Raw genomic sequence first — 14,374 nt, 5'->3', positions numbered from 1 at the left:
ATGCATCGCATTGATACCCCTACCGCTCAGGTAGATAAGTTTGGCGCAGGAAAAAATGGTTTCACAGGTGGTAACCCTCAGACAGGGGAACTTGCAACAGCTCTCGATGCGGACTTTTTTGATTCTGTTCAGGAAGAGATTGCGGCTGTTATAGAGGCCGCCGGGTTATCGCTTGATAAAAGTTCGAATAAACAGCTACTGGCAGCTATTCAAAAATCTGTAGGGCCGGGCAGGCTTTTGAATATTAAAATTTTCACTTCAAGCGGAGTGTACACCCCAACAGCTGGAACCAAGAAAATCATTGTGGAAGTGCAGGGCGGAGGTGGTGCAGGCGGCGGCAGCTCTGCAACTACTACAGGAAACGCGAGTGTGGGAGGCGGTGGAACTGAAGGTTGTTACGGAAAAGCATTGCTGACGGCCACGGAATCTAGCTACACAATTGTTGTTGGGAAAGGAGGCTCAGGCGTTGCTGGCGCATCTGGTAACGCAGGAGGGCAATCTTCATTTGGAACAATCCTTACTGCGGATGGAGGCTACGGGGGTGGGATTCTTGCGGCAGGTTCAGTTGCCTTGATGGTAGCAGCTGATGCAACAACACAACCATCTACTCCGACGGTTTCAGGTGCCAATATTGAATCCAGCATAACAGGTCGCAGCACCAGCATCGCCATTAGATTATCATCTACCTCTCAGGCTTCATCCTTCAATGGATTAGGCGGGTCTTCAAAATTTGGCGCGGGCGGCGGCAGTCGTTCCACTAATGGTGCAGGATTTGCAGCATCCTCATATGGCTCAGGCGGAAGTGGGGCAAAAAGCTGGCAGGCTTCGGCCTCTGATGTGGCCTATGCCGGTGGCGCTGGCAAAGATGGAATAGTTATTATTTGGGAGTATGCATGATGGCTGATTATGCGTTGATAAAAGACGGTATGGTTCAGAATGTTGTTGTCTGGGACGGTGAAGGCAACTTATTCGAAGGCTTTGACACTTACGAAATCCAGGATGGTGATATTGTTGGTCTGGGTTATAGCGTTACCGGATCAGCAGGTAAGTACAAATTTAAAGCTCCTGTGGTTGTTGTTGATCCGGAAGAGCTTGCAGGCCAAAACCTCGCTACTGCTCAATCTGAGTATGACCGGGCCTCAAAAAATATATCTGACCTAAATGATCAAATTGCGGATGAAGATTACTCAGGAACTACGGAAGAAATCGTTAAGAAGAAGCAGGTAACTTGGACTTCTTACAGAAAATCATTAAGAGCATACATCGCCAATAATGATGGAAGTGTGTCCTTGCCGTCCTCACCAGAAGTTTGATGATTACAGACAGCCCGCATACGCGGGCTGTTAACCTCAGTTTGGGCCTTCAATATATTTAACTCTCATTTCTAGAAAAGGTTTTTCAATTAAAGAATATGTTGCAATTGAAACTAATATAGTTAATGGTATTAAATAAATGACACCATTTACTAGCGTTGTAAAGCTATTTGTAGGGTATGTCATAAAGGTACTATATATAAACTTGCTTAGTGGGATGTGCAAAAGATACATTGAGAAGCTAAGTCCTCCTAGATAGGAAAGAGTGCTGTCAATGCTCTTATTTATGCTCAGGTTAAGAGTAACATAGCAATAAGTAATAAATGACCAAAAGATAGCCTCAAGAGTAAATTTCAAACTTAGTAAATAGATATTGGCTTTGAGGCTATAGAACAGAAGGGCGGTTAAGAGGGAAAAAGAAATTAAAATAAATGCAATTCCCACAGCTGGTTTATTTTTTTTGTGTTTGTTTTTGAGGTAAAGCCAACCAGCAATTATCCCTATTAAGAACTGATCAAGCCGCCCGATAATTGTATGATATATGTCATTTATTGTTCTGATCCCATATGATTCTAATAATGTAAACTTAATGAATATCATAAGTAAAACTAGCTTAGAAAAATATGCCCATCCCTTTTTATGGAAGAATGAAATTAAGAAAGGGAATATTAAGTAAAACTGAAATTCTACCGCAATGGTCCACATTCCACCAATTGGATAAATGTTGTCACCCCAGCCGGTATAAGTATTTCCTGTGTTCATTTGCAGAGTCAGAATTCTTAGGATATCAATTGGAGAGAATTTCTGTCGACCAACTGTTATTAAAATGAAAAATAAAAATATAACAAGCGGTGCTATTCTAAGAAGCCTGTTCTTGATGAATTTTTTGTAGTCAATTTTTTTCTCTCCGCCATTACTGATTACGCAGAAAATGAATCCTGAGAGAACAAGAAAAAGTGAAACTCCAGTAGAACCACCTATCAGCCATACTTTTATGAAATCAACCACTCCGTTTAATTCCTGCGGATATGGGAGCTTCCCTTTGCAATGATGAAGAATAACGATTATGGCAGCAACGAAACGCAGGTGATCTAGCCTTGAAAGATAGCTATGGTTATCAGATTTCATCTCAACTCATTAATATAACTGTTTAATTTATATTCTCATCTGTGTAAGCAAATAGCAAGATGGTGTAAGCGTTTTGTCAGTACAGCTAGTGCTTAAAACACTCACCAATAAACAGCAAAACACACTCTTCTCTAACTCCCCTTGCCAGCCCTACCGATCAGCACCATTGCCTAAAAACACAATATTGTTATCAAAGCAATGCTAATTGGTCGACAACAGCACCACACAAAAAGCCCCGGCGACGGGGCAAGCTTCGGCCACTGCATCTCTTCAGGTACTTGTGTAAGATTTGAGTTTAGTATCCCGCCAGCGACCCTCGCAAACTAAAATCCCTTTCCTGTCAGCACCTTTACAAAATATTTCCGACGCCTCGCTTGATCATCGTTAATGATCAAATTACTGTCTATACATACAGTAATTCACCGAGTAACCAATAATGGAATTCTTAAGACCCGCAGAAATCAGGGCTGTAGTGCCCCTCCCACTGTACATAGACCGAGTGCCATGCGGCTTTCCAAGCCCCGCTCAAGATTACGTTGAGCAGCGTATCGATCTGAATAATTTGATGATACAGAAAGCCAGCGCGACGTACTTCGTTCGTGTGAGTGGGGATTCAATGATTGACGCGGGGATAACCGATGGTGACATGCTGGTAGTGGACAGCTCACTCACCGCCACCCACGGAGATTTCGTAGTTGCTTCGGTCTGTGGCGAGTTCACCATCAAAGAATTACGCACGCATCCCTTCCTGCACCTCCTGCCGCACAACAACCGGTATTCCCCAATCACCTTCAAATCTGAAGAAGATCTGGAGATATTTGGCGTTGTGACGTTTACCATCAAAGCGTGCCGGTGAGATGTTCGCCCTGGTCGACGTCAACAGTTTCTACGCCTCCTGCGAAACTGTGTTCAGGCCTGATCTGCGTGGCCTGCCGGTTGTTGTCCTGTCCAATAACGATGGATGTGTGATAGCCCGTTCAGCTGAAGCAAAGAAAATCGGCGTTCCAATGGGGGCGCCGTTTTTTCAGCTCAGGGACATCATCAGACAGCACAACGTAAAAGTGTTCAGCTCAAACTATGCCCTCTATGCCGATATGAGCCTCAGGGTGATGACCACGCTTGAAGAGATGGCGCCATCCGTGGAGGTTTATTCCATTGACGAATCATTCATGAATATCAGCGGCGTCAGTAACTGCATGTCGCTGGACCAGTTTGGCCGGGATGTGCGGGAACGGGTGCTCAGAGAAACCCATCTTACGGTGGGTGTCGGCATTGCGCAGACGAAAACACTCGCCAAACTTGCCAACCACGCGGCGAAAAAGTGGAGCAAAACGGGGGGCGTGCTCGACCTTTCCAATATCGACCGACAGCGGAAGCTGATGAACCTGATTGCCGTGGAAGACGTCTGGGGAGTAGGGCGGCGTATCAGTGAGAAGCTGAACATGATGGGTATTGAAACTGCGCTGCAATTGTCTGAGTGCTCAACCTATTTAATCCGCAAGCACTTTAACGTGGTGCTTGAGCGTACGGTCAGAGAGTTACGGGGAGAGCAGTGCCTGGAGCTTGAAGAGTTCGCGCCCACCAAACAGCAGATCGTCTGTTCGCGCTCATTCGGTACCCGTGTCACTGACTACGAAGAAATGCGCCAGGCAATCTGCGCTTATGCTGAACGTGCATCCGAAAAGCTGCGCGGCGAGAAACAGTTCTGCAAACAGATATCCGTATTCCTGAAAACCAGTCCCCACACTGTGGGTGAGGTTTACTACGGCAATCAGGCAACCGGAAAGCTTCAGGTTCCCTCGAATGATACACGGGACATTATCCGCGTGGCGATGAAATGCCTGGATGCGATATGGATAGACGGTCACCGGTATATGAAAGCTGGCGTGATGCTGGGGGATTTCTTCAGTAAAGGGGTGGCACAGCTCAACCTTTTCGACGAGCACAGCCCCAGCGCTAACAGCGAAGCCCTGATGGGCGTCGTAGACGGCATCAATCAGAGTGGAAAGGGGAAACTATGGTTCGCGGGTCAGGGTACAAACAAGGCATGGGCCATGAAGCGGGAGATGCTGTCTCCGGCATACACAACCAGAATATCGGATCTACCGGTGGCGAAGTAGCGTTCATCACTGGTGGACTGAAAGATATTTTTGGGAATTCAGAGTGTCGCCTGGTAAATGTGAATGGAGAGCTGTGCCTGCTTGATGAACACAATTTTCCAAGAAGCGGAGACATTCTCTGTTACGAGATATTCGGTGAAACAGGGTTAGGCAAACTCATGGGTGGTTCGCTCATTACCCCAGATGGCGAAGCAATAGAAGGAAGTAGTCTGGATGATGTGATTTATCTAGGGAAAGTTACGTTTGTGATCGCCTGTGTTCATGACGAGAGCAGGCCCATAATCTGAGGGTTTTTCCACTCTGATTCCCCCGTAATTCCCCCTGCGATTTTCAGAAAGCAAAAAGCAGCCGTAAGAGGCTGCTTTTATTGAGGATTTTGGTCGGCACGAGAGGATTTGAACCTCCGACCCCTGACACCCCATGTCAAGGGGCTCCGTTCTCAAATGCTAAATGCCTACAGAGGTCGTCATACATACCTACGATTTTTTCGGTAATTAGTAAGAGCTCTACTTCTCCGAGTTGATTTACGGTTGCTTCAACTGCGCCCTCTTGCGCCGCCGGCGCAACATGAGTAACCTGCTGAACTAACTTTTCAAAATCAGCTTGAAGAACATTAGGTAAATCCTCGTTGGGTGTAATGTGCAGTAGGCTAAAAATATACGCATTGGCCAGGCGTTCTTTGACTGTTCCTTCACCAGTCAAAGTTAAAACTGCGCTATGAAATTTTTCCCAACCATATGAAAGTGACATTTAATTCTCCTTGATTTTTTTAGAGTGAAATTTTTTTCGAGCTTTTCTTCTAAAACTATAATCATATAAATTATGGAAGGTATGAAAATTTTATACCAGTAGAAAGGTATGTAAAGAAATAACGATTCTTTCAATTAGTTATATAAGTAGTTAAAGTTTATACTCGCTATGGCTCAATATTTTTAACTTTGAAAGAATCAAATTTGTCGTGAAGTGAGCTAGGGAATAGCTCCGTATAAACTTTCCACAATAACTTTAGCGACCTATGTCCGCTCACTTGGGCAACCTCCTCTATTGAAAATCCCGCCTCAAAAAGCCTGCTAACTCCCTCTCTGCGTAAGTCATGATAACGGAGATCAACAATATTCAGCCTGTCACGCTCCTGGCGATATGCCTGTGAAATCGTTTTGCTCTTATAAGGGAAAATTAGATCTCCCTGTCGGGGTTGTCGCTGCACAATATGCCAAGCCTCCCCAAGCAGAGCAACAGTCATGTGGTTGCCAATTTTTTTACGAGGGTCTTTTCTGTCCCGAACCATTATGGCCCTTTGCTTTTCATCCAAATCCTCCCATCTTAGTCGCGTCACCTCTCCAACGCGCATACAAGTGAGAATCGAAAACATGAAAATTTCTGAGTAAGGGATGGACAGATATGATGTTTCCTGCTTTTGTTTCAGCGCTTCAATCAAAAGAGCACATTCATCCCTGGTTGGCCTCCGGCTTCTGATCCCTCCTGGTGATATCATCCCTGACTTAACCATAATGTATCTTGCATTCATGAAATCCTGTATATCAACGTCTATATCGAACAAAGGCTTTGCCGCCTTCAGAACGGCCCCGATAAATGAGATGTCCTGCCAGCGGGTAGAAGGGCCAGCACCGCAAGCCGCACGATATTCGCAGTGGTCTATGAACGACTTTTGAGTGAGCTGAGAGATAGTCAGGTCACTAATTTCACACCGACGAATCAAACGCAGGGAATCTCTTTTTGAACGCCCGAATTTAATGTGAGGATGCTCAACATACTTGTCGATGAGAGCGCCAAAGGTAACGACTTTATCTGAGGTAGGTGGTAATGGTATCCCGTTACTGTCAATATCGGCAACGCGTTGCACCCCCCATGCTTTAGCGAGTCCCATTTTTTTAAATGTTTTATTCTGGCGATAGGCATAAGTACCATTCATTCTGACTGCTACCGTACAGCGGTACCGCTGCTCACCCGTGGAGGTTGTTCTTTTTTCTATGGTGTAAAAAGCCATTTATAGAGGTTCCTTCCAAGGGGGGCTGTGAGGGGTGCTGGTGAAGAAAAAATATAAAAGAATGCCCGACAAATAACAATAATGACCTGTAAAAATAAACAGTAGTTTTAGGTATATGATTGATCTATATGTAAAATAAAAATGCGTACCTAGTCGGGGTACCATCATTTTGGTGGGGCTTTTTTTCGTCTTATTCTGCCGCAAGGCAGTAATTCCTCGTACACTTACCTTAATTCCTTTTCTCTTTGACGAGATAGTTCATGAAAATCATCATGCTGGCTGCAGGGAGTTTTGCATTTTGGGCGCTCCAGACGGGCGATGCCAGCGCGGCGGAATGCCCGGCACAGGCGCAGCAGATTAATGACAGCAACAGCCTGGTGCTGCTGGGCGGGACAGCAAAGGGAAAAATCAAACAGGTGGTAGTGGGGGAGTTTGGCAAGGATGTGAACCAGCAGAAGCGTATTCTTGGGCAGTTCGATCGTTGTGGTGCGCTGCTCAGAGCAGACATCAGCTATGACAAAAACGAAGGCAATATGATGCTGCGGATGGCGCAGAGCGTTGTCCGGGTCACCACCGGCTGGCAGGCACTCTATGACATGTCGGTGTTTGTGATTAAAGAGGGGCAGCCTGTTGAAGTGAACCGCAAGCAGGGAACGATTGATTATCTCGTCAGCAAAAAGGGCGTCATCACCAGTTCAACCGACGCTTTTTTACTGAAGGGCGAAAAAGGCTTTACCGAAACCACCAACAGTTTTGACTCCCGCCTGCGGCTGGTGAAAAGCGTGGCGCGCGGATCGGATGTCCAGGCGAACGGCGAATATCGCTACCAGTGGAACAGCAAGGATCAGCTGGTGACCTCCAGCTCTGCTAACAGCAAAATGAGCTGGACATACGATAAGCAAAATCGCGAGCAACGCTTACTGACCATCACCCATACCGACAACAGTGATTTAACCTCGGTTGATGAATGCCAGCTGTGGGATGAGCAGGGAAACTGCACGCTAAGCTACTCAAAGGAGACAGAGGTTTTCCCCAAAGGTGAAATCAATCGCCATATCAGCGCTGCCTACAAGTTTGAGTACTGGGAGCGTTAGTAAACGCTAACCGTTTTCTGCAAGAGTGAAAGTGGGTCACCGGAGATTGTCAGTGAACGCTTCAGCAGGGACTGAGCACGAAGGTGATCCGGTCTGACGCTGTGACAGCGAAAGGGGCAGCCTGTACTTCCGGCCGCCCCCTGTTTTATAGCATCAGCTCAATCATTTCACTGTCTGACTGAAGGCATCCACCGCCAGAATGGCGCTGGCGATATCTTCCCCGCTTAGGTTAGGGTTCAGGTTTTTCAGCGTGTCTCCTTCGCTGTTCGCCAGCGCGCCCACTTTGACCAGGTTTTCCCAGCTTTCATGCTCCAGATGCATCTCCTGCAACGTGGTCGGCATGTTGATGGAACGGTAGAAACGAATATAGCGGGCGATCTCCTCATCCGGGCGCTGCTCCAGCACCATCTGAGTCAGCGTGCCGTAGGCGACTTTCTCGCCGTGCGTCAGATGGTGGATATCGCCATCAATCGCCGTGAAGCCGTTATGAATGGCGTGCGCACCGGCCAGCCCGGCATTTTCAAATCCCAGCCCGGATAACAGCGTATTCGCTTCCACCACCGCTTCAACGGCTGGCGTGACCAATTTTTTCTCAACGGCCTGATAGGCGCTGAAGCCGTAAGTAAGCAGCGTTTTTTCGCACGCTTCCGCAATGGCCATTCCGGCGATGGTCGGATCGCCATTGACCATTGATTTGCTGTGTGAGCGTTTTACCGCCTGCGCTTCCACAAAGGTCGCCAGGCCATCGGCAATGCCGGAAGCGAACAGACGTACCGGGGCACGGGCGCAAACCTGCGTATCTACCAGTACCAGATCGGGGTTTTTGCTGTAGAAACGATAGCTTTCAAATACGCCGGTGTCGGAATAGATCACCGAAAGGGCGCTGCAAGGCGCATCGGTTGAGGCGATGGTAGGCACAATCACTACCGGTTGTTTCAGCTCGTCAGCGACCGCTTTAACGGTATCAAGCGTTTTACCGCCGCCAAGGCCAATCACCAGGCTGGCGCCGCCCTCCCTGGCTAAGCCTGCGAGGCGGGTGATTTCGTTGCTGGAAGCTTCGCCGTTGAACTGCTGGTAATGGAACTCAATATTTTTCTGCTTCAGCGAGGCTTCAACTTCTTTGCCAATCAACCCCCAGACAATTTCATCAGCCACAACAAAGGCGTTGTTACCCAGTTCTGCCACATACTCGCCTAACTGTGCCATCACACCTGCACCCTGGACATATTTACGTGGTGACGAGAAGACAAACTTACTCATATGGGACTCCTTTCAGTTAAATGAAACAGATGTCGTACCCCATTAAGAGTGGACCCTAAAACCAGAAAAGGTTTGTTTAAATACGGGATTTTGAAAAAAAGCATCTACTATTCAGCTCACAGAGCGAGGCACGGATTGAATATCTTAACAATGCCGTTAGAATGTTAATTTCATGTTACGGAGTCACCTATGACCACTTCACTGATCGCTTTTCTCTGTGCCATCATCGTGTTAACGCTCACTCCGGGATTCGATACAGCGTTAATTCTGCGTACTTCCGCCGCGCATGGGTGGAAAAAAGCGTTGATGACTGAAATGGGCATTAATGCGGGTTGCCTTGCATGGGGGGCCGCGGTAGGGCTGGGTTTGGGCGCTCTGTTACTGGCTTCTGAAGTGGCCTATAACATTATCAAACTTGCAGGGGCAGCCTATCTGCTGTGGCTGGGTGTTGGACTGTTGATTAAACCTCGTCGTCACTTTAACGATAGAGTTAATGTCGCTCAGCAGAGAACTACCTATGCCAGCATGTTTATGCGGGGATTCATGGGTAATTTATTGAATCCAAAAGTGGGCGTCTTTTACGTTTCTTTCCTGCCGCAGTTTATTCCCGCGGGCAGTTCGGTTGCTCTGTGGAGCGTGGGACTGGCGCTTATTCACGTCATCGTCGGAACGCTGTGGAGCGGCATATTGATCCTCTCCACCCGCTATTTTGCCGAACAGCTACGCCGTCCAGCGGTGATGAAAGTCATGGATCGTTTGACTGGTTGCGTATTTATCGGTTTCGCAGCAAAGCTGGCGTTTTCACGCCGCTAAAATAAGTTGAAAGGCCGTGAGGGGGACAGGGATCCCGTGGCCTGGCCAGGGAGCGTGTGTCGCCTGCGGAGTTGGTGGCCGGGTCAAGGAGAGCGGGCTTTAGTACTTAATGTAAGAAAAGGACAAGTTGCCTGAGAGTGCAGTACTCCGGTCAGGGAGAATGGGCTGAACACAAAAACGCCGTGAAATCATCCCTGATGGCTGCGAAGCGGCGTCCATGCCGCTTCGCTTTTGCTTATCGGCCCATTCTCCCTTCCCACAAGCTTCTGTGTGGTCTGTAATAAACCCAAACCCAAATCCAAACCCAGTAATGAGTTTGATTTTTACCTGTGCGAGCACTGCACTCACCGGCAACACCGAATATTTTGGGTGGCACCACAGAGCACGTTAGCCGAGTGTATGCCGCAGGGATGCGGCATCCAAGCCTACATGGACGTATTTACGGCGTCTCGGATAACGTGCTCTGTGGTGACGCCTTGCCACCGCACCGGGTTTTGACCTTCGTGCTCTGTGGTGACGCCTTGCCACCGCACCGGGTTTTGACCTTCGTGCTCTGTGGTGACGCCTTGCCACCGCACCCGGTTTTGACCTTCGTACTCCGTGGTGACGCCTTACCACCCGCCCAGGTTTTGACCCTGAACTACGGCTTACGCGCTACCAGCACCGCCCGCAGGGGAGCAGGGTAGCCTTCAACGGTTTTGCTCGGGTCGTTGGGATCCAGGAACTCTGCCAGCGACTCGCTGGTCATCCAGTCGGTACGGCGCTGCTCATCCGTACTGGTAATGGAGTAATCTGCAATGCGAACATCCTCAAACCCACACTTCTCCAGCCAGCTCTTTAGCGCACCGGTGGAGGGAATAAAGTAGACGTTCCGCATCTGCGCATAGCGCTCGCCCGGCACCAACACTTCCCGATCGCCACCCTCAATCACCAATGTCTCCAGCACCAGCTCACCGCCGCTGACCAGCTGATTTTTCAGCTGCAGTAAGTGGTCGAGCGGGGAGCGACGATGGTACAGCACGCCCATCGAGAAAACGGTATCGAACGCTTTCAGCTCCGGCAGCTGCTCGATTCCGAGAGGCAGGAGGTGAGCACGCTGATCGTTACCCAGCAGTTTCCGCACCGCCTCGAACTGACACAGAAAAAGCTGCATCGGATCGATACCGACCACCAGATTTGCTCCGGCGCCAATCATCCGCCACATGTGATAACCGCTGCCGCAGCCGACATCCAGCACCGTCCTGCCAGCCAGCGGAGAAATGTGCGGCAAAACCCGCTCCCACTTCCAGTCTGAACGCCATTCGGTATTGATGTGAACGCCATAAAGCGAATAGGGGCCTTTGCGCCACGGCATCAGATTGCGCAGCAGCTTTTCAATGCCGCCACGCTGACGATCGGTCAGATTAGTGGCATCAGCGGTAACGCTGTGCAATAAATCCAGCGATTCAGGGGTTAATGCGGGAAGATACTCAACCGCCCGGTCCCAGTTTTTAAAGTGACCATGCAGCTGCTCGCGCTGCCAGGTCGCTATCTGCGCGGGCAGCGTCTCCAGCCAGTGGGAGAGGGGGCTTTTTGCAATAAGCTGGTAAAAATTACCGAAATCCATCAGACCGAACCTGCTTTCAGGGCTATCAGTGACCCAAAATTAAAACACTGGAACCAGAGCTCAGCGTGCTCAAAACCCGCCGTGCGCAGACGCGCCTTGTGCGTCTCCACGCTGTCAGTCAACATCACATTCTCCAGCATGCTGCGCTTCTGGCTGATCTCTAACTCGCTGTAGCCGTTTGCCCGTTTGAAGTCGTGATGCATGTTAAACAGCAACTCTCCCACGTCCGCATCGGCGAAACTGAACTTCTCGGAGAGCACCAGCGCGCCGCCCGGCAACAATCCCTGCCAGATCGTATTCAGCAACTGCTGACGCTCTTCAGGTGCGAGAAACTGCAGCGTAAAGTTCAGCACCACCATTGAGGCATTCTCAATAGTAATATTGCGAATATCAGCCTCAATAACCTCAACCGGCGTATCAGCACGGAAGGCATCAATGTGGCGACGGCAACGCTCAACCATTGCCGGGGAGTTATCCACGGAGATGATCTTACAGCCGCCAGCTTTGATATTGCGACGAACGGAAAGCGTGGCAGCGCCTAATGAACAGCCGAGGTCATAAACCTGGGTGTTGGGCTGCACAAAACGCTCGGCCAGCATGCCAATCATCGAAATGATATTGGAATAACCCGGCACGGAGCGCTGGATCATATCGGGAAAAACTTCAGCAACGCGCTCGTCAAACGTCCAGTCACCCAGTTTGGCAATTGGCGCGGAGAACAACGTATCGCGGTTAGACATAGTGGTAAGTCCGGAAGAAAACGGAAAGGCGCTATTTTGGCAGAAAGCAGCGCAGGCTGCACCCTTTCTGCCAGAGATGCTGTCCGGCGAGCGAAAAAGCTTCGCGACCAGCAATCAGTGCAGAGTCAGAACCAGATCCCACGGCAGATAGATCAGATTAAAGATAATCATTCCCAACAGCGACAGCAGGGTGATGAGCATGCCGTTTTTACGCCATAACAGCGTGCTGGTTCGCATACCGTAGAAGTGCAGGGCACGCCCCAGGAAGAAAAAGAGCCCGACCAGGTGCAGCATCCAGATATCCGCACCGTTCATCTCCATCATCACCAGCAGCAGTGCTGCCAGCGGAATATATTCTACCGCATTGCCGTGAATGCGGATGGCCGTTTGCAGCTCATAAAATCCGCCATCCCCGTGAGAAACGCGATAGAGGCGACGCAGGCGAACAACATCGAGAGAAAACTTGATGATAAACAGGGCTCCAAGCACAACATAAAGGGCGCTGACCATCCCAACTCCATTAGCACAGTAATTCCAGGGCGCCATCATAACGAGCAAACTGCTGACTGTCAGCGCGTTCGGCCCACAGATAAAGAATATTCTCAGGTCCACCCTTAAAAAAGGGTCTCCTGCTGCGGCCAGTCTGGCGCTTCACCCACCTGCGGCACGGCCTGTTGCAGATGGCTCCACAGATGCTGTACCAGATTAGGGGCAAAGGCGATATCCGGCGTGTGAATAAACAGCCAGGGCTGGCCCTGTTGACACCACTGCGGCAGCTTAGTCAGCCAGGCCTGAAACCATTTCAGATTGGCATCGGGATCGTCGCCGCCGATAAACCGGATCATGGGCTGGTCCGCCGTCATCACGGCATGCACGGGCAGATGCGGTTTTTTTCGCTGCGCTTCAATAATGGCTTCATTACTGGGCGTGGCAGAGTGGACGCCACGGACATCCAGGATCACCCGATTAACGCCGCGCTGATGCAGGCCACGATTCAGCGCCTGCTCCGCTTCCCCTTTGTTAAAGAAAGCGGGGTGACGAACCTCCACCCCATAGCTGAACTCGCGGGGTAAACCATCCAGAAACGCCCACAGCGCAGGTAAATCCGCCGGGCCGAAAGTATGCGGAAGCTGAAGCCAGTACTGCCCCAGACGGTCTGCCAGCGGGGCCAGCAGAGTAAAAAATTCAGCAGTCAGATCGCCGCAGTTGCGCAGCGCGGAGTGATGGCTGATGGTGGCGGGAAATTTGAAGCAGAAACGAAAATCGTCATGCGTCATATCCCGCCAGCGTTGCACAATTTCCGGGCGTGGAAGCGCATAAAGCGTGGTGTTGCCTTCAACGCAGTTGAAGTGCTGCGCATAGTCAGCGAGCGTGGTCATGCCCAGCTTTTTCCACTGAGGATGTTGCCACTGCGGTAAGCCAAGATAAAAAGGCATCCAGCGTTTCCTGTTCAGTTCACTGGCCTGAAAGGTAGCAAATTGCGGGGGGAGTGCAACCCGGCAGAGGATCCGCCGGGCTGAAAAAAATTACAGGGCGGAGATAACGTCAGCCGACTGGCGAACACGGCCCAGGCGCGGGAAAATATTTTTAAAGCTGCCGTTGTGCTCTTCAGTGCTACCTGCGCTGCAGATATCTTCAACGACCACCAGGTTAAAGCCTAATTCCCAGGCGTTGCGCGCGGTAGATTCCACGCCAATATTGGTGGAGATGCCGCCCAGAACGATGGTATCGATGCCGCGACGACGCAGCTGTAACTCCAGGTCTGTGCCATAGAAAGCGCCCCACTGGTGTTTGGTCACTTCGATATCGCTCTCTTGCTTGCCCAGCGCTTGCGGGTAGACCCACCAGTTTTCTGGTAACGGGCCGCTGTGGCTGGCATCCACTTCCTGCTTAGGCGCATCGCCGAAATCTTTCGCCCAGCCAACGCGCACCAGAACCACTGGTGCCTTTACGGCGCGAAATTTTTCGGCCAGCAGCGCGGCGCGCTCCACCACATCAGAGGCTGTATTCGGGCCGCCAGCGAAAGGCAGAATGCCCTCCTGCAGATCAATTAATACCAACGCAGTTTTGGCAGCATTTAATTCCAACATACTCTCTCCGGTGAAAAGGGGGAAAAAGGTGATATTACGGAGGAGGAAGTGCGACAACAATGCAGGATCGGGGTGAAATTTGTTAGCTTTTGTGAGAAGTGGGCGAATTGTGAGGAAATTTGCCGCTAAACGAAGCGCCAGATGCGGTTACAACACTTATCGCGCCGGGCTTTTTCCATTATAATGACCGCCTTTTTTCGCG

Annotated in this window: 16 protein-coding genes; 7 read left to right on the top strand and 9 right to left on the bottom strand. The window is 49.9% G+C overall.

What is annotated here, in order from left to right:
- Positions 1–897 (top strand): glycine-rich domain-containing protein, encoded by an 897-nt coding sequence (locus Q3V30_RS11935; RefSeq protein WP_306205909.1) that lies wholly within the window; start codon positions 1–3, stop codon positions 895–897.
- Positions 894–1,313 (top strand): hypothetical protein, encoded by a 420-nt coding sequence (locus Q3V30_RS11930; protein WP_306205907.1) that lies wholly within the window; start codon positions 894–896, stop codon positions 1,311–1,313. Before Q3V30_RS11935 ends, Q3V30_RS11930 begins: the two co-directional genes overlap by 4 nt.
- A gap of 36 nt (positions 1,314–1,349) precedes the next feature.
- On the opposite strand, the gene Q3V30_RS11925 is transcribed toward Q3V30_RS11930, so the two are convergent.
- On the bottom strand, positions 1,350–2,441 hold the full coding sequence (locus Q3V30_RS11925) for an acyltransferase family protein (RefSeq protein WP_306205904.1): 1,092 nt from the start codon (positions 2,439–2,441) through the stop codon (positions 1,350–1,352).
- 436 nt (positions 2,442–2,877) lie between these two features.
- Between Q3V30_RS11925 and umuD the strand changes: the two genes are divergently transcribed.
- From umuD to Q3V30_RS11910, 3 genes are read left to right on the top strand one after another with little or no spacing between them, the layout of a single operon-like run.
- Entirely contained in the window at positions 2,878–3,297 is a 420-nt protein-coding gene (gene umuD / locus Q3V30_RS11920; protein ID WP_306205902.1) for a translesion error-prone DNA polymerase V autoproteolytic subunit, read from the top strand.
- Position 3,298: 1 nt separating this feature from the next.
- Positions 3,299–4,561: a translesion error-prone DNA polymerase V subunit UmuC gene (gene umuC, locus Q3V30_RS11915; RefSeq protein WP_306205898.1), complete on the top strand. Its 1,263-nt coding sequence runs from the start codon at positions 3,299–3,301 to the stop codon at positions 4,559–4,561.
- Complete coding sequence (locus Q3V30_RS11910) at positions 4,489–4,848, top strand: hypothetical protein (protein WP_306205896.1); 360 nt, start codon at positions 4,489–4,491, stop codon at positions 4,846–4,848. The genes umuC and Q3V30_RS11910 overlap by 73 nt, the downstream gene beginning before the upstream one ends.
- A gap of 136 nt (positions 4,849–4,984) precedes the next feature.
- Here Q3V30_RS11910 and Q3V30_RS11905 read toward each other — a convergent pair whose 3' ends face one another.
- Together Q3V30_RS11905 and Q3V30_RS11900 are read right to left on the bottom strand one after the other, a co-directional pair.
- Positions 4,985–5,311 carry a hypothetical protein gene (locus Q3V30_RS11905; RefSeq protein WP_306205894.1) on the bottom strand — a complete coding sequence of 109 codons (327 nt, stop codon included), beginning with the start codon at positions 5,309–5,311 and terminating at the stop codon, positions 4,985–4,987.
- Between the two features lie 166 nt (positions 5,312–5,477).
- The gene (locus Q3V30_RS11900) at positions 5,478–6,569 is read right to left on the bottom strand and encodes a tyrosine-type recombinase/integrase (protein ID WP_306205892.1); all 1,092 of its coding nucleotides are present in this window, start codon (positions 6,567–6,569) and stop codon (positions 5,478–5,480) included.
- 260 nt (positions 6,570–6,829) lie between these two features.
- On the opposite strand from Q3V30_RS11900, the gene Q3V30_RS11895 reads away from it, so the two are divergent.
- Positions 6,830–7,663 carry a hypothetical protein gene (locus Q3V30_RS11895; protein ID WP_306205890.1) on the top strand — a complete coding sequence of 278 codons (834 nt, stop codon included), beginning with the start codon at positions 6,830–6,832 and terminating at the stop codon, positions 7,661–7,663.
- Positions 7,664–7,825: 162 nt separating this feature from the next.
- Here Q3V30_RS11895 and Q3V30_RS11890 read toward each other — a convergent pair whose 3' ends face one another.
- A complete protein-coding gene (locus Q3V30_RS11890; protein WP_306205889.1) occupies positions 7,826–8,923 on the bottom strand; it encodes a glycerol dehydrogenase in 1,098 nt (365 codons plus the stop codon).
- A 189-nt stretch (positions 8,924–9,112) separates the two neighbouring features.
- Here Q3V30_RS11890 and Q3V30_RS11885 point away from each other — a divergent pair, with 189 nt between their 5' ends.
- Positions 9,113–9,736 carry a LysE family translocator gene (locus Q3V30_RS11885; protein ID WP_306205887.1) on the top strand — a complete coding sequence of 208 codons (624 nt, stop codon included), beginning with the start codon at positions 9,113–9,115 and terminating at the stop codon, positions 9,734–9,736.
- Between the two features lie 640 nt (positions 9,737–10,376).
- Here Q3V30_RS11885 and cmoB read toward each other — a convergent pair.
- The 5 genes from cmoB to Q3V30_RS11860 all read right to left on the bottom strand — a co-directional run bounded on the left by cmoB (position 10,377) and on the right by Q3V30_RS11860 (position 14,172).
- Positions 10,377–11,342 (bottom strand): tRNA 5-methoxyuridine(34)/uridine 5-oxyacetic acid(34) synthase CmoB, encoded by a 966-nt coding sequence (gene cmoB / locus Q3V30_RS11880; protein ID WP_306205885.1) that lies wholly within the window; start codon positions 11,340–11,342, stop codon positions 10,377–10,379.
- Positions 11,342–12,082: a carboxy-S-adenosyl-L-methionine synthase CmoA gene (cmoA, locus tag Q3V30_RS11875; RefSeq protein WP_306205883.1), complete on the bottom strand. Its 741-nt coding sequence runs from the start codon at positions 12,080–12,082 to the stop codon at positions 11,342–11,344. Before cmoA ends, cmoB begins: the two co-directional genes overlap by 1 nt.
- A 114-nt stretch (positions 12,083–12,196) precedes the next feature.
- The gene (locus Q3V30_RS11870) at positions 12,197–12,592 is read right to left on the bottom strand and encodes an MAPEG family protein (protein ID WP_306205881.1); all 396 of its coding nucleotides are present in this window, start codon (positions 12,590–12,592) and stop codon (positions 12,197–12,199) included.
- 104 nt (positions 12,593–12,696) lie between these two features.
- Positions 12,697–13,518, bottom strand: coding sequence for a DUF72 domain-containing protein (locus Q3V30_RS11865; RefSeq protein WP_306205879.1), 822 nt, complete (start codon positions 13,516–13,518; stop codon positions 12,697–12,699).
- 90 nt (positions 13,519–13,608) lie between these two features.
- The gene (locus tag Q3V30_RS11860; protein ID WP_306205877.1) at positions 13,609–14,172 is read right to left on the bottom strand and encodes a hydrolase; all 564 of its coding nucleotides are present in this window, start codon (positions 14,170–14,172) and stop codon (positions 13,609–13,611) included.
- Positions 14,173–14,374: the final 202 nt, after the last annotated feature.

Origin of the sequence: Erwinia pyri, assembly GCF_030758455.1 — a bacterium.
In the GTDB taxonomy this organism is placed as follows: Bacteria; Pseudomonadota; Gammaproteobacteria; order Enterobacterales; family Enterobacteriaceae; genus Erwinia; species Erwinia pyri.
The sequence above is the reverse complement of the archived record's forward strand: the minus strand, read 5'-3'. Positions and strand labels throughout refer to the sequence as shown.